This window comes from Pantoea sp. AS-PWVM4 (assembly GCF_000468095.1).
Classification (GTDB): Bacteria; Pseudomonadota; Gammaproteobacteria; order Enterobacterales; family Enterobacteriaceae; genus Pantoea; species Pantoea phytobeneficialis.
On the sequence record NZ_ASZC01000009.1, the window covers coordinates 125,865 to 144,279 of the forward strand.

24 protein-coding genes are annotated in these 18,415 nt (G+C 52.8%); 11 read left to right on the forward strand and 13 right to left on the reverse strand.

What is annotated here, in order from left to right; genetic code table 11:
• Nucleotides 1-625 precede the first annotated feature (625 nt).
• Entirely contained in the window at nt 626-1,348 is a 723-nt protein-coding gene (gene mtgA, locus L579_RS10540; RefSeq protein ID WP_021184237.1) for a monofunctional biosynthetic peptidoglycan transglycosylase, read from the forward strand.
• A 5-nt stretch (nt 1,349-1,353) separates the two neighbouring features.
• Here mtgA and npr read toward each other — a convergent pair whose 3' ends face one another.
• From npr to L579_RS10595, 11 genes are all read right to left on the reverse strand, one after another.
• Nucleotides 1,354-1,626 carry a PTS phosphocarrier protein NPr gene (gene npr / locus L579_RS10545; protein WP_013507653.1) on the reverse strand — a complete coding sequence of 91 codons (273 nt, stop codon included), beginning with the start codon at nt 1,624-1,626 and terminating at the stop codon, nt 1,354-1,356.
• A complete protein-coding gene (gene rapZ / locus L579_RS10550) occupies nt 1,623-2,477 on the reverse strand; it encodes an RNase adapter RapZ (protein ID WP_013507654.1) in 855 nt (284 codons plus the stop codon). Before rapZ ends, npr begins: the two co-directional genes overlap by 4 nt.
• A gap of 52 nt (nt 2,478-2,529) precedes the next feature.
• Entirely contained in the window at nt 2,530-3,012 is a 483-nt protein-coding gene (gene ptsN, locus L579_RS10555) for a PTS IIA-like nitrogen regulatory protein PtsN (RefSeq protein WP_200864665.1), read from the reverse strand.
• Nucleotides 3,013-3,186: 174 nt separating this feature from the next.
• Nucleotides 3,187-3,474: a ribosome hibernation promoting factor gene (gene hpf, locus L579_RS10560; RefSeq protein WP_013507656.1), complete on the reverse strand. Its 288-nt coding sequence runs from the start codon at nt 3,472-3,474 to the stop codon at nt 3,187-3,189.
• Nucleotides 3,475-3,495: 21 nt separating this feature from the next.
• Nucleotides 3,496-4,929, reverse strand: coding sequence for an RNA polymerase factor sigma-54 (gene rpoN / locus L579_RS10565; protein WP_021184239.1), 1,434 nt, complete (start codon nt 4,927-4,929; stop codon nt 3,496-3,498).
• A 48-nt stretch (nt 4,930-4,977) separates the two neighbouring features.
• On the reverse strand, nt 4,978-5,703 hold the full coding sequence (gene lptB / locus L579_RS10570) for an LPS export ABC transporter ATP-binding protein (protein ID WP_021184240.1): 726 nt from the start codon (nt 5,701-5,703) through the stop codon (nt 4,978-4,980).
• Between the two features lie 5 nt (nt 5,704-5,708).
• Nucleotides 5,709-6,263 (reverse strand): lipopolysaccharide ABC transporter substrate-binding protein LptA, encoded by a 555-nt coding sequence (gene lptA, locus L579_RS10575; RefSeq protein WP_036626375.1) that lies wholly within the window; start codon nt 6,261-6,263, stop codon nt 5,709-5,711.
• Nucleotides 6,232-6,810 (reverse strand): LPS export ABC transporter periplasmic protein LptC, encoded by a 579-nt coding sequence (lptC, locus tag L579_RS10580; RefSeq protein WP_021184242.1) that lies wholly within the window; start codon nt 6,808-6,810, stop codon nt 6,232-6,234. The genes lptA and lptC overlap by 32 nt, the downstream gene beginning before the upstream one ends.
• Complete coding sequence (kdsC, locus tag L579_RS10585; protein ID WP_021184243.1) at nt 6,807-7,373, reverse strand: 3-deoxy-manno-octulosonate-8-phosphatase KdsC; 567 nt, start codon at nt 7,371-7,373, stop codon at nt 6,807-6,809. The genes lptC and kdsC overlap by 4 nt, the downstream gene beginning before the upstream one ends.
• A gap of 13 nt (nt 7,374-7,386) precedes the next feature.
• Nucleotides 7,387-8,367 (reverse strand): arabinose-5-phosphate isomerase KdsD, encoded by a 981-nt coding sequence (gene kdsD, locus L579_RS10590; protein WP_021184244.1) that lies wholly within the window; start codon nt 8,365-8,367, stop codon nt 7,387-7,389.
• Nucleotides 8,368-8,383: 16 nt separating this feature from the next.
• Nucleotides 8,384-9,364: a calcium/sodium antiporter gene (locus tag L579_RS10595; protein WP_021184245.1), complete on the reverse strand. Its 981-nt coding sequence runs from the start codon at nt 9,362-9,364 to the stop codon at nt 8,384-8,386.
• Between the two features lie 226 nt (nt 9,365-9,590).
• Here L579_RS10595 and mlaF point away from each other — a divergent pair, with 226 nt between their 5' ends.
• The 7 genes from mlaF (at nt 9,591) to murA (ending at nt 14,369) form a co-directional block, all read left to right on the forward strand.
• Nucleotides 9,591-10,406: a phospholipid ABC transporter ATP-binding protein MlaF gene (mlaF, locus tag L579_RS10600; protein WP_021184246.1), complete on the forward strand. Its 816-nt coding sequence runs from the start codon at nt 9,591-9,593 to the stop codon at nt 10,404-10,406.
• A 4-nt stretch (nt 10,407-10,410) separates the two neighbouring features.
• The gene (gene mlaE, locus L579_RS10605) at nt 10,411-11,193 is read left to right on the forward strand and encodes a lipid asymmetry maintenance ABC transporter permease subunit MlaE (protein WP_021184247.1); all 783 of its coding nucleotides are present in this window, start codon (nt 10,411-10,413) and stop codon (nt 11,191-11,193) included.
• 4 nt (nt 11,194-11,197) lie between these two features.
• Nucleotides 11,198-11,725, forward strand: coding sequence for an outer membrane lipid asymmetry maintenance protein MlaD (mlaD, locus tag L579_RS10610; protein ID WP_021184248.1), 528 nt, complete (start codon nt 11,198-11,200; stop codon nt 11,723-11,725).
• 19 nt (nt 11,726-11,744) lie between these two features.
• Complete coding sequence (mlaC, locus tag L579_RS10615) at nt 11,745-12,377, forward strand: phospholipid-binding protein MlaC (RefSeq protein WP_021184249.1); 633 nt, start codon at nt 11,745-11,747, stop codon at nt 12,375-12,377.
• Nucleotides 12,377-12,682, forward strand: a complete 306-nt coding sequence (gene mlaB, locus L579_RS10620) for a lipid asymmetry maintenance protein MlaB (RefSeq protein WP_021184250.1) — start codon at nt 12,377-12,379, stop codon at nt 12,680-12,682. The genes mlaC and mlaB overlap by 1 nt, the downstream gene beginning before the upstream one ends.
• Nucleotides 12,683-12,797: 115 nt before the next feature.
• Nucleotides 12,798-13,055 carry a BolA family iron metabolism protein IbaG gene (gene ibaG, locus L579_RS10625; RefSeq protein ID WP_021184251.1) on the forward strand — a complete coding sequence of 86 codons (258 nt, stop codon included), beginning with the start codon at nt 12,798-12,800 and terminating at the stop codon, nt 13,053-13,055.
• 54 nt (nt 13,056-13,109) lie between these two features.
• Nucleotides 13,110-14,369 (forward strand): UDP-N-acetylglucosamine 1-carboxyvinyltransferase, encoded by a 1,260-nt coding sequence (gene murA / locus L579_RS10630; protein ID WP_036626380.1) that lies wholly within the window; start codon nt 13,110-13,112, stop codon nt 14,367-14,369.
• A 58-nt stretch (nt 14,370-14,427) separates the two neighbouring features.
• Here the strand turns inward: murA and L579_RS10635 are convergent, their stop codons facing one another.
• Together L579_RS10635 and ispB are read right to left on the reverse strand one after the other, a co-directional pair.
• Nucleotides 14,428-14,739 (reverse strand): helix-turn-helix domain-containing protein, encoded by a 312-nt coding sequence (locus tag L579_RS10635; RefSeq protein WP_021184253.1) that lies wholly within the window; start codon nt 14,737-14,739, stop codon nt 14,428-14,430.
• Nucleotides 14,740-14,972: 233 nt separating this feature from the next.
• Nucleotides 14,973-15,944 (reverse strand): octaprenyl diphosphate synthase, encoded by a 972-nt coding sequence (gene ispB, locus L579_RS10640; protein WP_021184254.1) that lies wholly within the window; start codon nt 15,942-15,944, stop codon nt 14,973-14,975.
• A 255-nt stretch (nt 15,945-16,199) separates the two neighbouring features.
• On the opposite strand from ispB, the gene rplU reads away from it, so the two are divergent.
• The 3 genes from rplU to cgtA all read left to right on the forward strand — a co-directional run bounded on the left by rplU (nt 16,200) and on the right by cgtA (nt 18,206).
• Nucleotides 16,200-16,511, forward strand: a complete 312-nt coding sequence (rplU, locus tag L579_RS10645; RefSeq protein ID WP_013507673.1) for a 50S ribosomal protein L21 — start codon at nt 16,200-16,202, stop codon at nt 16,509-16,511.
• A 15-nt stretch (nt 16,512-16,526) separates the two neighbouring features.
• Nucleotides 16,527-16,784: a 50S ribosomal protein L27 gene (rpmA, locus tag L579_RS10650; protein WP_006121751.1), complete on the forward strand. Its 258-nt coding sequence runs from the start codon at nt 16,527-16,529 to the stop codon at nt 16,782-16,784.
• 246 nt (nt 16,785-17,030) lie between these two features.
• Entirely contained in the window at nt 17,031-18,206 is a 1,176-nt protein-coding gene (gene cgtA, locus L579_RS10655) for an Obg family GTPase CgtA (RefSeq protein WP_021184255.1), read from the forward strand.
• Nucleotides 18,207-18,415: the final 209 nt, after the last annotated feature.

Sequence of the window (18,415 nt, forward strand, 5' to 3'; positions counted from 1 at the left end):
TTTTGACCAGTCGTTCTGTTTTTGGTCGGGTTTTAACTCGCTGAAGTGACGTAAAAACCCGGCAAGTGCGACGAAAGTCGCCTGGTCAGGAAAAATTCGCTTTTTTTCGTAGTAAATGCATGAAATATGGCATGAAACACGGTTGGTAGCGCGGGTTATCCAAAACGTTTTGGAAACCATCGATAGAAAGTTCCAGATTCAGGTTTTAACGATGGATGTAAACCAAAAAGTAGACAAATTGCTTAACCAGAATTCGAAGATAGCGCAAAGCCCTTGCGGATAATTTACACATTTTTTTCGGAATGCTCTCAATAATCAATGAGAGGGATCAACCACTGTGAAATTTCAATGTTAAGTATCGTGAACCAATTTGCGTGATCTGGATCACATTCAATGAAGTGTCTGTCAGCAACTTTTTCGATGAGTATTTAAGCATGGAACCGATTCCTTCATAGCGGAAGTGCTTGATGTATTTGGCTCTATTAAAGGAACGATGGTTGCGCAGGCAATGAATTTGTTTGATAAATCAACTGGTCAGGCAGCGATTCTTCGTATTCGACTATCATCGAATGCTATGGTGACCTTGGTGATTGATTAATACAGGGAACAGGTAAGAGATAATTTGATGGCTAAGAATAAAGGGAAACTTTGGCAACGTGTAAAAGTGTGGATCGCAAAATTTCTTCTCGCCTGGCTGGGTATTTGGCTGGCAGGGATTTTGCTATTTTCCTTCTTGCCGGTGCCTTTTTCCGCAGTGATGGTTGAACGACAGCTGGGTGCCTGGCTGCACGGCAATTTTGACTATGTGGCGCATTCGGATTGGGTCAGCATGGATGAGATCTCACCGTGGATGGCGCTGGCGGTCATTGCCTCTGAAGATCAAAAATTTCCAGAACACTGGGGATTTGACGTTGCCGCGATTCAGTCGGTGCTGGATAACGAGGGTGATGAACGGATGCGTGGTGCTTCGACGCTATCGCAACAAACCGCGAAAAACCTGTTTTTGTGGGATGGACGCAGTTGGGTTCGTAAAGGGCTGGAAGCGGGATTGACGGTAGGAATCGAAACGGTCTGGACCAAGCGACGCATTCTTACGGTCTATCTGAATATCGCCGAATTTGGCAACGGTGTGTTTGGGGTAGAAGAGGCATCCCAGCGCTATTTTCACAAACCCGCCAGTCGCCTGACTATGGCAGAAGCGGCGCTGCTGGCGGCGGTATTGCCTAATCCGATCCGTTTTCGCGCCGACGCCCCTTCAGGTTACATCCGTCAGAGACAGCAATGGATTATGCGCCAGATGCGGCAACTGGGTGGGGAAGGTTTCCTTAACCGCTACAAATTGCACTGAAGCGGTTAATCCTCATCAAAACCGGCTTCAAACAATTCAATTACCGCTGCCAGCGCCTGGGTTTCTTCCGGGCCGCTGGCTTCAATCTCAATATGGCCGCCTTTGGCGGAATCCAGCATCAGCAGCGCAATTACGCTGCTGGCTTCCGCTTCCGTTCCTGCTTCATTACGCAGCAGCACTTCTGCGTCGAAACTTTGCACCAGTTCAAACAACTTCATCGCCGGGCGCGCATGCATGCCCAATTTATTACGAATCTCAACGGTTTGCTTCACGGTCATGATTTGCGTTTTTCCAGGGTGCGATGACGGGATTGCACATTTTTACCGCGCGAACGGAAATAGTCGGCCAGTTGTTCAGCGATATAGACCGAACGATGCTTACCACCGGTACAACCGATTGCGACAGTGAGATAGCTACGATTATTGGTTTCCAGCATGGGGAGCCACAATTCAAGGTAGCTGCGTGTCTGATAGATAAAGTTGTGCACTTCAGTATGCCGGTCAAGGAACGCGGCCACCGGGCGATCAAGGCCGGTCATCGGACGCAGTTTTGGGTCCCAGTGTGGGTTAGGCAGAAAACGCACATCAAACACATAATCGGCATCAATCGGAATGCCATGCTTGAAGCCAAAGGATTCAAACACCATCGTCAGCTCGCGTTCGCGTTTACCCAGCAGACGGGTGCGAAGCATTTCAGCCAACTCATGCACCGACATCTCGGAGGTATCAATGATCAGGTCAGCCCGTGAACGCAGTGGTTCAAGCAGGTCGCTCTCCTCATCAATCGCGCTTTCCAGTGACAAATTCTTACTGGAGAGTGGATGCAGGCGACGTGTGTCGCTGTAGCGACGGATCAGCGTGTTGCGATCGGCGTCGAGGAACAGCAACTGTGGCGAAAACGAGTCCGGCAGGTTGTTAAGCGCGGTTTCGAAAATCTCTGGTGATTCCGGCATATTGCGCACGTCGATACTGACGGCAGCAGAGATGTTGCGTTCGCTTAAGGTATTGGCCAGTTCTGGCAGCAATACCACTGGCAGGTTATCGACACAGTAAAACCCCATGTCCTCAAGCGCACGCAACGCGACTGATTTTCCTGAGCCTGACCGACCGCTAACGATCATCAGCACCATCACATTTCTCCCGTTTTAAACCGGCGCATTGGCCGGTAAAAGTATCTGTCGCTTAAGGGTGGTCTTCCTGCGCTTCTGTGATAATGGCATAGAGTTCTTCATCGCTCTGCGCAGCGCGCAGACGGCGACAGACGGTTTTATCTGCCAGACGTTTTGCCACCAGCGATAATGTATGCAGATGGGTTTTACACTGGTCTGCGGGCACCAGTAGCGCAAACAGCAGGTCCACAGGCTGGTTATCCACCGCGTCAAAAGCGATAGGTTGATCGAGGCTAATGAACACGCCTACGGCGCGCAGCGTGTCCTCCTCCAGTTTGCCATGTGGAATGGCAATACCATTGCCAATACCGGTACTGCCCATGCGTTCACGGGTGAGGATCGCTTCGAAAAGCGTCTGGTGAGGCAGATTGAGCTGTTTGGCTGCCAGTTCGCTGATTATTTCCAGCGCACGTTTTTTACTCTGGCAGTGTACGCCGCTGCGGGTGCAGTCCAGCGTAAGGACCGAGCTCAATTCCAGTGTCAGATCGTTGTTCATCATCGTTTCACTTGCGAGTTCACATAGCCGCGAGGATCACCCACTTTACCCCTTATCACGGGAAAAATGCAGTGTCTCCTGTTGGCGCTTGCGCAGATGACAAAACGGGGCGGTCAGCCCGCCCCATTCTGTGCTCTGAGTACCGAACCTATCAGTACTCTGCAAGCGTGAAGGTTAGTGTTTTTTCAGTTTATCTTTATGTTTGGTCAACTGACGGGAAAGCTTGTCGATCAATCCGTCAATCGCCGCGTACATGTCTTCCGCTTCCGATGTCGCGTGCAATTCACCGCCGTTCACATGCAGTGTTGCATCAGCAATCTGCGTTACCTTTTCCACTTTCAGAACAATATAGACCTGATTAATCCGATCAAAATAGTGTTCCAGTTTGGCAAATTTGCTATTTACAAATTCGCGCAGCGGCTCGGTAATCTCTACATTCAGTCCGGTAAGGTTTATTTGCATAGGTCTTCCTTCTCAATACATTCAAACCAGCTGCTTGCGCTGATTCGAGGGCGGGATGGACAAAGACTCGCGATACTTAGCAACCGTACGGCGGGCCACCATGATGCCCTGTTCAGATAACATGGAGGTCAGTTTGCTGTCGCTCAAGGGTTTTGCGGGATTTTCCGCAGAGATCAATTTTTTCACCAACGCACGAATTGCCGTCGAGGAGGCTTCGCCGCCACCTTCGGTATTCACATGACTGGAGAAAAAATATTTCAGTTCAAAGATGCCACGCGGGCTATGCAAGTACTTCTGCGTGGTAACACGGGAAATGGTGGATTCATGCATATCCACGGCCTGGGCGATATCCGCCAGCACCATCGGACGCATGTACTCCTCGCCCTGTTCAAAAAACGCCTGCTGCTGCTCGACAATACAACGAGTCACTTTCAGCAGCGTGTCGTTACGGCTCTCCAGGCTCTTAATCAGCCATTTGGCTTCCTGTAAATTGCTGCGGATAAACTGGCTGTCGCTGTCATTACGCGCCGCACCGCCCATCGCAGCGTAGTGCTGATTAATTTTGAGACGCGGTACGCTGTCGGCATTTAGCTCAACTGTCCAGCGGGTGCCGACCTTACGTACCAGTACATCCGGGATGACATACTCAGGTTCGCTGGTGTTGACCGACTGACCTGGACGCGGATCAAGCGACTGAATCAGCAACATTGCCTCTTTCAGCACATCTTCTTTCAGACGCGTCATGCGCATCAGGCTACGGAAATCGTGATTGGCCAGCAGATCAAGATGATCGCTCACAATCAACCGTGCTTCCGCCAGCATCGGCGTATCGGCGGCATATTGGGACAGCTGCACCAGCAGACAATCACGCAAATCGCGTGCGCCAACGCCGACCGGATCAAAACGCTGTACGCGTTTCAATACCGCTTCCACTTCTTCCAGCGTCAGTTCTTCATCACCGATGCTGTCGCAAATATCCTGGAGCGTCACGGTGAGATAACCGGTGTCGTCAATGGCATCGACAATCGAAGTCGCAATGGCGCGGTCGGTATCGGTGAACGGTGTCAGCTCAACCTGCCACATCAGATAATCCTGCAACGACTGCGTGGTTTCGCCCTGATAGACCGGCAGCTCATCATCCTGGTAATCGGTACCCGTACCGGAAGGCGTTCCGGCGGTGTAGATTTCATCCCAGGTTGCATCGAGCGGCAGCTCTTCCGGCATGTCCTTCTGTTCCAGCGCCTCGCGGGTGTCGAGGGCTTCGCTTTCCTGATATTCGCGTGCGTCTACTTCTTCATGGAGTTCTGATTGTTCGAGCAATGGGTTGCTTTCCAGCGCCAGTTGTAATTCCTGCTGGAGTTCAAGCGTAGAGAGTTGCAGCAAGCGAATTGCCTGCTGCAACTGGGGTGTCATCGCCAGCTGTTGGCTGAGCCTGAGTTGCAAACCTTGCTTCATAATCCGGATTGAATTTCCTAAGCAAACGTCGGAGGTTCCGACACCTTATCAGAGTCTGAACTCTTCGCCCAAATAAACACGCTTAACCTGCTCATCTGCAAGTATTTCATCGGGTGTGCCGTGAGCAATCAGATGCCCCTGGCTGACGATGTAAGCGCGTTCACAAACGGCAAGGGTTTCGCGTACGTTGTGGTCGGTAATCAGCACACCCAACCCACTGTCGCGCAGATGTTCAATGATCTTCTTGATATCAATGACGGAAATCGGGTCAACACCGGCAAAAGGCTCATCCAGCAGGATAAACTTAGGATTGGCAGCCAGCGCGCGGGCAATCTCGACACGACGGCGTTCACCGCCGGAGAGTGCCTGGCCCATGCTGTCACGCAGGTGTTCGATGTGGAACTCTTCCATCAGTTCGTTGGCTCGATCCTGACGCTGCTCTTCGCTGAGATCGTCACGGATCTGTAATACGGCCATCAGGTTGTCGTAAACGCTGAGGCGACGGAAAATCGAGGCTTCCTGCGGCAGATAACCAATGCCGCGACGCGCACGCGCATGCAGCGGCAGAATGCTGATGTCTTCATCATCAATCACAATACGACCGGCATCGCGCGGCACAATTCCGACCACCATGTAGAAGGTGGTGGTTTTACCGGCCCCGTTGGGGCCAAGCAATCCGACAATTTCACCGGATTTAACTTGCAGGCTAACGTCTTCTACCACGCGGCGGCCTTTGTAGGCTTTCGCCAGGTTTTCAGCGATCAGTGTGGCCATAGAAATTAGTTACTCTTCTTTTGGCTCTGGGATGAACCGTTTTTGTCCTGCAACTGCGACGGCACCAGCACGGTGGTCACGCGTTTGCTCTGGCCCTGACTGTAGGCCTGCATTTTCTGTTCTTTCACCAGATAGGTGATGCGATCGCCTTTGATATTGCTATCCAACTGTTCAATGTAGGCGTTACCCGTCAGCTCAACAAAGTCATTCGCCAGTTCATAGTGCAATTTGGCCGCATGACCCTGTACCGGCTTACCGTTGTCCTGCATCTGATAAAAGGTTGCCGGGTTGCCCCAGGCATCAACGATGGTTTTTTTGCTGTCACCACCCGGGCGAGTGACGACGACTTTGTCGGCGGTGATCTTGATTGATCCCTGAGTCACGATGACGTTGCCGGTAAAGGTAGCGACATTGCCTTGCAGATCCAGCGACTGATTCTCTGAATCGATATTCACGGGTTTGTCAGAATCCCCGGTTAATGCCAGAGCGGGCAAGCTGGTGGCTAACAGGGCGCTGACCAGCAGTAATTTAAGGCTGTTGTTTTTCATTTTGGATTTCATAGGAGGATTTGACCTTTTCAATCAACTGGGCATTTTTCGTCCGTAAGTTGCCGCGCATCTTCATGCCAGTAGAGTTAAAACTGCGGCCATAAAGGGTGACCTGATCGTCTGAGGTAACATCCTGGGTGACGAGATTGACCACCGCATTATCGGTTTTAATGCGTTCCAGCTCCGAATCCTGCGTCAGGGTGTTCACTTCAACGTGGCCGTAAAGATAAAGCATACGATCTTTGGTGAGCTTTGCCTTATCGGCGCGCACAGACCAGGTCGGAATTTTATTCACGTCGTAAGTGGTCATCACCGGATTATCGAACCAGCTCAGTTCATCGGCAGCAAAGTAGGTCACTTTATCCGAAATCAGTTTGTAGGCCAGCGCACCGTCTGGATTGTACACCACGGTGTGAGAAGTCGAACTGGTGTAAGTCGGCTCCTGGTCGTTGGTGGTAACCGGCGCTTTGCTCTCATCCTGGTTGGTAAGATTCCAGCCAATCAGCACCAGAGCGATTAGGGCCAGAATCAGCGTTATCCAACGCCTGCTTTTACTCATACTGATTGCCCTTTGGCATCCTCAAATTTGTTCTGCGCCATTAAGATCAGATCGCAAAGTTCACGTACCGCACCGCGGCCACCGGCAATGCGGGTGACGTAATGCGCGCGCGGCAACAGAATCGGGTGCGCATCGGCGACCGCTACGCTCAGACCCACGCGGGCCATTACCGGCCAGTCGATCAGGTCATCACCGATATACGCCACCTGTTCCGCAGATAATGACAGTTTATCCAGGAGTTCGCGCCAGGCCAAAAGCTTATCCGATTGTCCCTGGTAAAGATGCGTAATGCCGAGGGTTTTGCAGCGATCTTCCATCAGTTTGGCATTGCGGCCGGTAATGATAGCCACTTCAATGCCGGAGGTCAGCAGGCAACGAATGCCATAGCCATCGCGCACGTTGAAAGCTTTCAGTTCTTCGCCGCTGTTGCCCATATAAATCAGGCCGTCTGACATTACGCCGTCCACATCACAAATCAGCAGGCGGATCTGCGCTGCGCGCGCCATCACTTCTGCGCTCACCGGACCATAGCAGGTCTCGATTGCAGCTGTTTCAACACTCATGTTCTTTTCCTGTTCAGACAACGCCAGCGCGCAGCATGTCATGCATATGTACCACACCGAGCAGGCGATCGTCATCGGCCACCAGCAGCGCAGTGATGTTTTTGTTTTGCATCAGATTAAGGGCGTCAACGGCCAGCAGGTTGGGACGTACGCGAATACCGCCGCGTGTCATCACATCTTTGATGCTGGCTGACTGGAAATCGATACCCATATCAAACACCCGACGCAAGTCACCGTCGGTAAAGATGCCTTCGATTTTCATCAGGTCATCAACGATCACCGTCAGGCCGAGATTTTTACGCGTGATCTCCAGCAACGCATCACGCAGTGAGGCATCCCGAGAGACATGCGGGATCTCGTCGCCGCTGTGCATGATGTCGCTGACATGTAGCAGCAGTTTACGTCCGAGAGCTCCACCGGGATGGGACAGTGCAAAATCTTCCTGGGTAAAGCCACGCGCTTCCAGCAGCGCGACGGCCAGCGCATCGCCCATCACCAGCGTTGCGGTGGTGCTGGTGGTTGGGGCCAGCCCAAGAGGACAGGCTTCCTGTGGCACTTTGACGCACAGATGCACATCGGCGGCACGTCCCATCGCGCTGTCGGCACGGCTGGTGATACAAATCAGCTGGACTTTCTGTCGCTTAAGAACCGGGATTAGCGCGAGGATTTCGTTGGATTCGCCGCTATTAGAAATGGCCACCACCACATCATCGGTGCTGACCATGCCAAGGTCGCCGTGGCTGGCTTCCGCCGGATGAACAAAGAACGCTGGCGTTCCGGTGCTGGCGAACGTGGCGGCGATTTTTTTGCCGATATGTCCGGACTTGCCCATACCCATCACCACCACTTTGCCCCGACAGGCAAAGATCATTTCGCAGGCGCGGGAGAAATCGTCATTGATATATTGATCGAGTTGCTCAAGTCCTTCGCGCTCAATGCGCAGCACCGCTTTGCCCGCCTGTTGAAAGTCAAAATCCAGTCGCTGATGTGACATGCTCAGTCTGTCCTTATTAACTTGGGGTAAACATGGGGCTAAGCCACAGCCAGCACACCCACACGATAAATCCAGCTAACAACAAGGTGCCTGCTGCCCGGCCAATTCGGCGTCGCGGTTGCAGGCACAGCAGGGCGAACAACACGCTAACCCCCAACATGACCCAGTAATCCCGGGCAAACGCGTGGGGATCAATACTGCCCGGATGAATCAGCGCAGGCAGGCCCAGTACGATAGCCAGATTATAAATGTTGGCACCGATCAGGTTGCCGATGGCGATATCGTCCTCGCCTTTCATGGCCCCGGCAATCACAGTCGCCAGCTCTGGCAGGCTGGTACCTACCGAGATCAGCGTCAGGCCCATCACCAGTTCACTCACCCCGAAATAGTCGGCAAAGACCGTCGCGTTATCGATCACCATCCGGGTCGACATAGGCAGGATCAGCAACGCCACAGCAAGCCACAGGAAGGCCACGGTATTACCGGTTTCATCGCGTGGTAGCTCGGCTAATTGTTCGCGCGTCAGGGTGTCATTGTTCTCGCGTTCGGCACGGCGCGCGATGCGGATCACCACCAACAGATAAACCAGCGCAATCAGCAACAAAGCCACACCATCGAGGCGGCTAAGATGATTATCAAACAACATGATGCCGCTCAGCAGTGAGACCAGCAGCATTAACGGGAGTTCGCGACGAATCAGATTGGAGTGGACGGTTAAGGGGTGCAGCAGCGCAGCGCCGCCCAGGATTAGCAAAATATTGGTGATGTTCGAACCCAGAGCTGTGCCTACTGCTAAATCCATCTGCCCATGTTGCGCGGCGGAGAAAGAGACGATCAATTCTGGAAGCGAAGTGCCGATGCTGACCACCGTCATACCGATGATTAATGGCGGGATGCCAAAGGATCGACTGAGGATCGCGGCACTGAAAACTAATCGGTCAGCACCGTAAGCCAGTAAAATCAATCCAATGAACAGCAGGGCAGTGGCTACGAACATGAAAAATCCTTGATGGCCGGGGGTGTCGGCACACCTTGACCGACGGGTAAAAACATTAGCGCATTGAAACAGGCGCTGATTTTGACTGTCTGAGAGGCAAAAGTAAATTTTAAGGCGGTTTTCGCCACACCGGGTGGGTAAGTTTCTGTAAAACTCTCGTGCATTGCGGCCTTACAGGCTACCATCCCCGGACACGATAACGCCCGATCCCCATTAAGAGGTAAAGATGATCCAGCAACAAGCGAATCTGGTTGAGGTTCGTGGCGTGAGCTTTTCGCGCGGAGATCGCACCATCTTCGACGACATATCCTTAACGGTACCGGCGGGCAAAGTCACCGCCATCATGGGGCCGTCAGGTATTGGTAAAACCACATTACTTCGTCTGATTGGTGGTCAGCTGCAACCGGATAAAGGTGAAATCTGGTTTCACGATGAGAACATTCCCTCATTGTCGCGCAGCAGATTGTATGAAGTGCGTAAAAAAATGAGCATGTTGTTCCAGTCGGGGGCACTTTTTACCGATCTTAGCGTCTTTGACAATGTCGCCTGGCCGTTGCGTGAGCATACGCAATTACCGCCGGAGCTGCTACACAGCACGGTGATGATGAAGCTGGAGGCGGTGGGGCTGCGCGGCGCGGCACAACTCAAACCGGCGGAACTGTCGGGCGGTATGGCACGGCGTGCTGCGCTGGCGCGCGCGATTGCGCTGGAGCCGGATCTGATCATGTTTGATGAACCCTTTGTTGGTCAGGATCCGATCACTATGGGTGTGCTGGTAAAATTGATTGATGAGTTAAACCATTCGCTGGGCGTAACCTGCATTGTGGTTTCGCACGATGTGCCAGAGGTCTTGAGCATTGCGGATCATGCCTATATTGTTGCCGGGCAAAAAGTTATTGCTCAGGGAAGTGCGCCTGAATTGCGACAAAACGCAGATCCACGCGTGCGCCAGTTTATTGAGGGGCATGCGGATGGCCCGGTGCCGTTCCGCTTTCCGGCCGGGGATTATCTGGCTGATTTGACCCAAGCAGGGAGAACCTAAACTGATGTTGTTACAGGCGCTGGCGTCACTTGGACGTCAGGGGATAAACACCTGTGCGGCGTTTGGTCGCGCAGGAATGATGTTGTTTCATGCGCTGGTGGGTAAACCGGCGTTTCGCAAACACGCGCCATTGCTGATTAAGCAACTCTACAGCGTGGGCGTCATGTCACTGCTGATCATCATGGTTTCCGGGTTGTTTATCGGTATGGTGCTGGGATTGCAGGGCTATCTGGTTCTCACCACCTACAGCGCGGAAACCAGCCTTGGCATGTTGGTGGCGCTGTCGCTGCTGCGTGAACTTGGCCCGGTGGTCACCGCCTTGTTGTTTGCCGGGCGTGCAGGATCGGCGTTGACGGCGGAAATTGGCCTGATGAAGGCGACTGAGCAGCTCTCCAGCATGGAGATGATGGCAGTCGACCCGCTGCGCCGCGTGGTGTCACCGCGTTTCTGGGCCGGTTTTATCAGCATGCCGCTGCTGGCGTTGATTTTTACGGCTGTGGGGATTGCGGGCGGCGCGTTGGTGGGCGTCAGCTGGAAGGGGATCGATCCAGGGTTCTTCTGGTCCGCGATGCAAAATGCCGTGGATTTCCGTACTGATGTCATCAACTGCATTATCAAAAGCGCAGTCTTCGCCATTACGGTAACCTGGATTGCGCTGTTCAATGGCTATGATGCCATCCCGACCTCGGAAGGGATCAGTCGGGCGACGACGCGTACCGTGGTGCACGCTTCACTGGCGGTACTCGGATTGGATTTTGTGCTGACAGCACTGATGTTTGGGAAATGATGCAATGCAAAGCAAGAAAAACGAAATTTGGGTAGGCGTCTTCATGCTGCTGGCTCTGCTGGCAATGCTGTTTCTCAGCCTGCGTGTTGCTGACCTGAAGTCGCTGGGGACTGAACCTACATGGAAGCTGTATGCCACGTTCGATAATATCGGCGGCCTGAAAGTCAGCTCGCCGGTCAAGATTGGCGGCGTGGTGATTGGTCGAGTGACCGAAATCTCTCTGGATGATAAAACCCTATCGCCGCGCGTGACGATGGCGATCAGCGATCAATACGCTGACAAAATACCGGACACCAGTTCACTGGCGATCCGCACCCAGGGATTACTGGGTGAACAGTTCCTGGCGTTGAATCTGGGCTTTGATGACCCGGATCTCGGATCAGCGATGCTGAAAGATGGCGGTACGCTGCGTGATACCAAATCGGCGCTGGTGCTGGAAGATTTAATTGGCCAGTTCTTGTATAAGAGCGGCGACAATAAAAACGATAATAAACAACAGGGTGCTGAGAGCGCACCCGCAGTAACGGAATAATCCCAAGAGGTACAACACGATGTTAAAACGTTTACTGATGATTGCCATGCTGGCCATCGTTCCCCTGGCCGCTACGGCCGCGGACCAGAGCAATCCCTATAAACTGATGGATGAAGCGGCGGCGAAAACCTTTACTCGCCTGAAAAACGAACAGCCGAAGATCAAGCAGGACCCGAACTACCTGCGCGATATCGTGCGCCAGGAATTGCTGCCGTATGTCCAGATCAAATACGCCGGTGCATTGGTGCTGGGCCGTTACTATCGTGATGCGACCCCTGCGCAGCGTGATGCTTACTTTGCCGCTTTTGGTGATTATCTGGCGCAGGCTTACGGTCAGGCTCTGGCCCTGTATCACGGTCAGACTTACCAAATCCAACCGGAACAGCCGATTGGCGATGCCAATATCGTGGCAATTCGTGTCACGATTATTGATCCTAATGGTCGCCCGCCGGTTCGCCTTGATTTCCAGTGGCGTAAGAACACCCGCACCGGTGACTGGCAAGCCTATGACATGGTGGCTGAAGGCATCAGTATGATCACCACCAAACAGAATGAGTGGGGCGATCTGCTGCGCACCAAAGGTATTGATGGTCTGACCGCGCAGTTGAAAGCCTCAGCAGCGCAGCCTATCTCTCTGGATAAGCAGCAATAATGAGCGAACCATTACGCTGGCAGCGCACTGGCAGCACACTGGCCCTGAGCGGCAAACTGGACCGTGATACGCTTCTTGCCTTGTGGCATCAGCGTGAAACGGCTATGGCAGGCATCGATACCATTGATGTGGCAGCGCTGGATCGTGTTGATTCGGCAGGTCTGGCGTTGTTGGTGCATTTACGTGAAATCGTACGTGCGCAGGGCAGCACGCCATGCTTTAGCGGTATTACTGAGAAACTCCAGTCACTGATTACGCTTTATAACCTCCAGCAGATAATTGTTTCTGCGGAACAAACCGCCTAATCATTATCCACATCTATAAAGCCCCTGATGCTTTCAGGGGCTTTTGCGTATTTAAGAGTCAGGAACTTTCCTCTAAGATGTCTGGCTTATTCTTATTAACTTGAAGCAAAGAGCGATGGAAAATAGTGAAGTTCAGGCTGTGCTGATGCAGGCGCTGCCGTTAGACGAAGTACATGTCCTCAGCAACGATGGCAGCCACTTTCAGGTGATTGCCGTCGGTGAGATGTTTGGCGAGCTGAGCCGGGTTAAAAAGCAGCAGGCGGTTTATGCGCCTCTGATGGAATATATTGCGGATAATCGCATTCATGCGGTTTCTATTAAAACTTATACCCCTGCCGAGTGGGCGCGCGATCGGAAACTTAACGGTTTCTAAGCGCACAAGCCTGCTCAGGCGGGCTTGTTGGGATGGATATTGAGAACCATGTTAATGGACAAATTTCGTGTGCAAGGCCCGACCCGTTTGAGTGGTGAAGTCACCATCTCCGGGGCGAAAAACGCTGCGCTACCTATTCTGTTTGCAGCGCTGTTGGCTGAAGAGCCAGTAGAGATTCAGAATGTGCCGAAACTGCGTGACATCGACACCACCATGAAGCTGCTGAGTCAGCTGGGTGCGAAAGTTGAACGCAATGGTTCGGTACACGTTGATGCGCGCGAAGTTAATGTCTTCTGTGCGCCTTACGATCTGGTTAAAACCATGCGAGCCTCCATTTGGGCGCTGGGGCCGCTGGTTGCGCGCTTTGGTCAGGGACAAGTGTCACTGCCGGGCGGCTGCGCGATTGGTGCACGTCCGGTTGATCTGCACATTACCGGCCTTGAGCAGCTGGGTGCGGAGATCAAACTGGAAGAGGGCTATGTCAAAGCCTCGGTTGATGGTCGTCTGAAAGGCGCGCATATCGTGATGGACAAAGTGAGCGTGGGTGCCACCGTGACCATTATGAGCGCAGCGACCCTGGCGACCGGTACCACTATCATTGAAAACGCCGCGCGTGAACCGGAAATTGTCGATACGGCAAACTTCCTCAACACCCTGGGTGCGAAAATCAGTGGCGCAGGTACTGATAAAATCACCATCGAAGGCGTAGAACGCCTGGGTGGCGGCGTGTATCGCGTACTGCCAGACCGTATCGAAACCGGTACTTTCCTGGTGGCGGCGGCTATCTCGCGTGGCAAAGTGCTGTGCCACAATACCCAGCCTGATACGCTGGATGCCGTACTGGCTAAACTGCGTGATGCCGGTGCGGATATCGAAACCGGTGAAGACTGGATCAGCCTTGATATGCATGGTAAGCGTCCGAAAGCGGTCAATGTACGCACTGCTCCGCATCCGGGCTTCCCGACTGACATGCAGGCGCAGTTCACGCTGCTTAACCTGGTGGCAGAAGGTACTGGTGTGATCACCGAGACGATCTTCGAAAACCGCTTTATGCACATCCCTGAGCTGATCCGCATGGGTGCGCACGCGGAAATCGAAAGCAACACGGCGATCTGTCATGGCGTTGAAACTCTTTCTGGTGCTCAGGTGATGGCGACTGACTTACGTGCGTCGGCCAGCCTGGTATTGGCAGGTTGCATTGCGGAAGGCACCACGTTGGTTGATCGCATTTACCATATCGATCGTGGTTATGAGCATATCGAAGATAAGCTGAAAGCGATGGGTGCGAATATCGAACGCGTCAGCGGCGAATAACGATCTTATCGGCTTGAAATAAAGAAACCAGTCGCATGATGCGGCTGGTTTTTTTTTGTCAGAGATCCGGGCAAGAGGCTTCAGGATCTACAGGCAATTCGGGATCTTTTTCAGCGGGCAGGCGTACTTTGCGATCGCGTAAGCGACGTGTCTTAGGATCATAATACCGGCTCGGCCAGATCTCTGAGGGATGAATATTGAGTGCTCCGGCAATCAACCATTCACCTTTCGGCCAGGGGCGAACGATTGCATTGGCCAGCGTTGATGAGCTCAGACCTGACTGTCGTGACAATTCCGCCATTGTCATCCCCTTTTTTCTCAGGCGGGCGATAATGTCAGCCGAATGCCAGTCTTTTCTCCTTATGCGCATAAACTTCTACTCCTTGTCCATGTTGCCATCTAATCCAACGGGAGAATATGCCTTTCCTTCGCAAAGGTAGCTGGAAAGTTACAGATATTTATAGCAAAAAGATTCCAGAAATTTCCAGTAAGTTTCAAGTAATGATCAATAACTGCGTGATATTTCGCAAAAGTTTTGCAAACGATGTAAAAGGATGGAGCAGAAGTGAGAGCGAGAAGGGGCCAGAAACGGCCCCATAGAGATTAAAAATCGCGTTGGACGGACATATGGGCCAGGGCCTCAAGTGCGCTACGCCACGGCGTTTCCGGCAGGATTTTCAGCGCAGCGATCGCTTTATCAGCCTCTTCTTCCGCGCGTTGGCGCGTCCACGCCAGCGAGCCGCATTGTTGCATCGCTTCCAGAACGGGTTCCAGCAGATGGCGGCCATTACCCTCTTCAATGGCGCGACGAATCATCTGCGCCTGCTCAGGCGTGCCGTGGTGCATGGCATGCAGCAAGGGCAGCGTCGGTTTCCCTTCACTCAGGTCATCACCGGTATTTTTGCCCAGCGTCTCACCGTCGGCGCTGTAGTCCAGTAAATCGTCAATTAACTGGAAAGCGGTGCCAATATAGCGACCATAATCCTGGAGCGCTTTTTCTTGTGGCGGGGTGGCTTCAGCGAGAATGGCGGACGCTTGCGAAGCAGCTTCAAACAGACGGGCGGTTTTGCTGTAAATCACCCGCATGTAATTCTCTTCAGTGATATCCGGATCGTTGACGTTCATCAGCTGTAACACTTCGCCCTCGGCGATCACGTTTACCGCTTCAGACATCAGTGCAAGGATCTTCAGGGATCCCATGCTGGTCATCATCTGGAAAGCACGGGTGTAGATAAAATCACCGACCAGCACGCTGGCAGCGTTGCCAAAGGCGGCATTGGCCGTCGCTTTGCCACGACGCATATCGGATTCATCCACCACATCGTCATGCAGCAGCGTGGCGGTGTGGATAAATTCGATCAGCGCCGCATTGGTGATATGTTGCGAACCCTGGTAATTCAGTGCGCGTGCTGACAGCACCGCAATCATCGGGCGAATACGTTTTCCGCCGCCGCTGATGATGTAATAACCCAACTGGTTAATCAGCGAGACATCTGAATTCAGCTGGTCGAGGATGGTCTGGTTGACGGCCGCCATGTCCTGCGCGGTTAATTCATTAATCTGTTCTAAGTTCATTCGTCTGTTCAGCTATGACTCGTTTCTCGGCATGGTAAGCGCTTTTACCCAGCGTGAGTTCAGGTAATCTGTTACTGATTGTACTTGAAAAATCGCCTCGATAAACGTTTGCATTCATCCTGCGCTTTTTTTCTGCAAGAGAGTGCAAAGTGCACTTGTCTTCTGCTGGAGATTTGCGTAGAATTCGCGCCCTATTGTGAATATTTATAGCGCCGCCTGATAAACAAAAAGGCATGCGCAGAAGCGGAGTTTTATATGTACGCGGTTTTCCAAAGTGGTGGTAAACAACACCGAGTAAGCGAAGGTCAGACCGTTCGCCTGGAAAAGCTGGACATCGCAACCGGTGAAACCATCGAGTTCGACCAGGTTCTGATGATTGCAAATGGCGAAGACGTGAAAATCGGCGCGCCACTGGTTTCAGGCGGCGTGATCAAAGCAGAAGTTGTTGCTCATGGTCGTGGCGAGAAAATTAAAATCGTTAAGTTTCGTCGTCGTAAGCACTACCGTAAGCAGCAGGGCCACCGTCAGTGGTTCACTGATGTGAAAATCACTGGCATCAGCGCCTAAGAGGAGATCTGACAAATGGCACATAAAAAGGCTGGTGGCTCGACTCGTAACGGTCGTGACTCCAATGCAAAACGTCTGGGTGTTAAACGTTTCGGTGGCGAATCTGTTCTGGCAGGTAGCATCATCGTTCGTCAGCGTGGTACCAAATTCCACGCTGGTAACAACGTAGGTTGTGGTCGTGACCACACCCTGTTTGCTACCGCAGACGGCAAAGTTAAATTCGAAGTTAAAGGTCCGAACAACCGTAAATACATCAGCATCGTTGCTGAGTAAGGTTGTCGTGACGCAGACGGTTAACGTCTGAACGAACGAATGAAAGGCCCCGCAGCTTTGCGGGGCTTTTTACATTCTGCTGCGGAGCGCGCGTAAGCCTGCATCCTGACGCAGATTGCTGTACAATTTATGTACACAAGGCATTGCCCATCCTGTATTATCCGCCGCCGGTCAGCGCAGAAGACCCTGGCGGACCCGTTCGCAGTTGGGAACCCGCTGAGAACGTTAGTGTGACGGAGAAAGAAAATGAAGTTTGTTGATGAAGCGACGATCCTGGTGGTCGCGGGTGATGGCGGTAATGGTTGCGTCAGCTTCCGCCGCGAAAAATACATTCCGAAAGGTGGTCCGGACGGTGGTGACGGCGGCGATGGCGGCGACGTTTACCTGCTGGCGGATGAAAACCTGAATACCCTGATCGATTATCGTTTCGAAAAATCTTTCCGTGCTGAGCGTGGCCAGAATGGCCAGAGCCGTGACTGTACCGGCAAACGTGGTAAAGACATCATCGTCAAAGTCCCTGTAGGGACGCGTGTCATTGACCAGGGCACCGGTGAAACGCTGGGCGATATGACCCGCCACGAGCAGAAGTTGATGGTCGCCAAAGGCGGCTGGCATGGTCTGGGCAATACCCGTTTTAAATCCTCTGTGAACCGTACTCCGCGCCAGAAAACGATGGGTACGCCGGGTGAAAAGCGTGACCTGCAACTGGAGCTGATGCTGCTGGCTGACGTCGGTATGCTTGGTTTGCCGAATGCAGGTAAATCGACCTTTATTCGTGCTGTTTCTGCCGCGAAGCCAAAAGTTGCTGATTATCCGTTTACCACCCTGGTGCCAAGCCTCGGCGTGGTGCGTATGGACAGCGAAAAAAGCTTTGTGGTCGCCGACATTCCGGGCCTGATTGAAGGTGCTGCGGAAGGTGCGGGCCTGGGTATTCGCTTCCTGAAACACCTTGAACGCTGCCGCGTATTGTTGCACCTGATCGACATCGCGCCGATTGACGAGTCTGATCCGGTAGAAAACGCGCGCATCATCCTCGGCGAGCTGGAAAAGTACAGCGATAAACTGTATCAGAAGCCGCGCTGGCTGGTGTTCAACAAAACTGACCTGCTGAGCCGTGAAGAAGCGGAAAGCCGTGCTAAAGCGATTGCAGAAGCGCTGGGCTGGGAAAATAAATACTATCTGATTTCCGCTGCCAGCCGTGATGGCGTCAACGACCTGTGTTGGGACGTGATGAGTTTCATCATCGCGAACCCGAAAGAAGTCGAAGAAGAAGCGAAAGAGCCGGAGAAAGTTGCCTTCATGTGGGATGATTACCACCGTGAAGCGATGGAAAACGCGCAGGAAGTGGAAGAAGACGAAGACTGGGATGACGACTGGGATGAAGATGACGACGAGGGCGTCGAAATCATTTACCAGCGTTAATTGATCCAGCAAAAAGCGGCCAGATGGCCGCTTTTTTGTTGCCGATGCGTAGCGGCGCGATTTATCGCGCAATACCCAACACGATGCCGGAAACACCCGCGCGATAAATCGCGCCGCTTGTATCTTGAAGTTGTAACTGGTTAGCTACCCGTTACACGAAACGGAGGCAGCTTGTCGCGCCGCTTAAGACTCGATCTTGTGCCGTAGCT

Excerpts from the sequence above, each read along its gene's own strand:
- mtgA (WP_021184237.1), top strand. The coding sequence starts at position 626 with ATGGCTAAGAATAAAGGGAAACTTTGGCAACGTGTAAAAGTGTGGATC.
- npr (WP_013507653.1), bottom strand. The coding sequence starts at position 1,626 with ATGACCGTGAAGCAAACCGTTGAGATTCGTAATAAATTGGGCATGCAT.
- rapZ (WP_013507654.1), bottom strand. The coding sequence starts at position 2,477 with ATGGTGCTGATGATCGTTAGCGGTCGGTCAGGCTCAGGAAAATCAGTC.
- ptsN (WP_200864665.1), bottom strand. The coding sequence starts at position 3,012 with ATGAACAACGATCTGACACTGGAATTGAGCTCGGTCCTTACGCTGGAC.
- hpf (WP_013507656.1), bottom strand. The coding sequence starts at position 3,474 with ATGCAAATAAACCTTACCGGACTGAATGTAGAGATTACCGAGCCGCTG.
- rpoN (WP_021184239.1), bottom strand. The coding sequence starts at position 4,929 with ATGAAGCAAGGTTTGCAACTCAGGCTCAGCCAACAGCTGGCGATGACA.
- lptB (WP_021184240.1), bottom strand. The coding sequence starts at position 5,703 with ATGGCCACACTGATCGCTGAAAACCTGGCGAAAGCCTACAAAGGCCGC.
- lptA (WP_036626375.1), bottom strand. The coding sequence starts at position 6,263 with ATGAAATCCAAAATGAAAAACAACAGCCTTAAATTACTGCTGGTCAGC.
- lptC (WP_021184242.1), bottom strand. The coding sequence starts at position 6,810 with ATGAGTAAAAGCAGGCGTTGGATAACGCTGATTCTGGCCCTAATCGCT.
- kdsC (WP_021184243.1), bottom strand. The coding sequence starts at position 7,373 with ATGAGTGTTGAAACAGCTGCAATCGAGACCTGCTATGGTCCGGTGAGC.
- kdsD (WP_021184244.1), bottom strand. The coding sequence starts at position 8,367 with ATGTCACATCAGCGACTGGATTTTGACTTTCAACAGGCGGGCAAAGCG.
- L579_RS10595 (WP_021184245.1), bottom strand. The coding sequence starts at position 9,364 with ATGTTCGTAGCCACTGCCCTGCTGTTCATTGGATTGATTTTACTGGCT.
- mlaF (WP_021184246.1), top strand. The coding sequence starts at position 9,591 with ATGATCCAGCAACAAGCGAATCTGGTTGAGGTTCGTGGCGTGAGCTTT.
- mlaE (WP_021184247.1), top strand. The coding sequence starts at position 10,411 with ATGTTGTTACAGGCGCTGGCGTCACTTGGACGTCAGGGGATAAACACC.
- mlaD (WP_021184248.1), top strand. The coding sequence starts at position 11,198 with ATGCAAAGCAAGAAAAACGAAATTTGGGTAGGCGTCTTCATGCTGCTG.
- mlaC (WP_021184249.1), top strand. The coding sequence starts at position 11,745 with ATGTTAAAACGTTTACTGATGATTGCCATGCTGGCCATCGTTCCCCTG.
- mlaB (WP_021184250.1), top strand. The coding sequence starts at position 12,377 with ATGAGCGAACCATTACGCTGGCAGCGCACTGGCAGCACACTGGCCCTG.
- ibaG (WP_021184251.1), top strand. The coding sequence starts at position 12,798 with ATGGAAAATAGTGAAGTTCAGGCTGTGCTGATGCAGGCGCTGCCGTTA.
- murA (WP_036626380.1), top strand. The coding sequence starts at position 13,110 with ATGGACAAATTTCGTGTGCAAGGCCCGACCCGTTTGAGTGGTGAAGTC.
- L579_RS10635 (WP_021184253.1), bottom strand. The coding sequence starts at position 14,739 with ATGCGCATAAGGAGAAAAGACTGGCATTCGGCTGACATTATCGCCCGC.
- ispB (WP_021184254.1), bottom strand. The coding sequence starts at position 15,944 with ATGAACTTAGAACAGATTAATGAATTAACCGCGCAGGACATGGCGGCC.
- rplU (WP_013507673.1), top strand. The coding sequence starts at position 16,200 with ATGTACGCGGTTTTCCAAAGTGGTGGTAAACAACACCGAGTAAGCGAA.
- rpmA (WP_006121751.1), top strand. The coding sequence starts at position 16,527 with ATGGCACATAAAAAGGCTGGTGGCTCGACTCGTAACGGTCGTGACTCC.
- cgtA (WP_021184255.1), top strand. The coding sequence starts at position 17,031 with ATGAAGTTTGTTGATGAAGCGACGATCCTGGTGGTCGCGGGTGATGGC.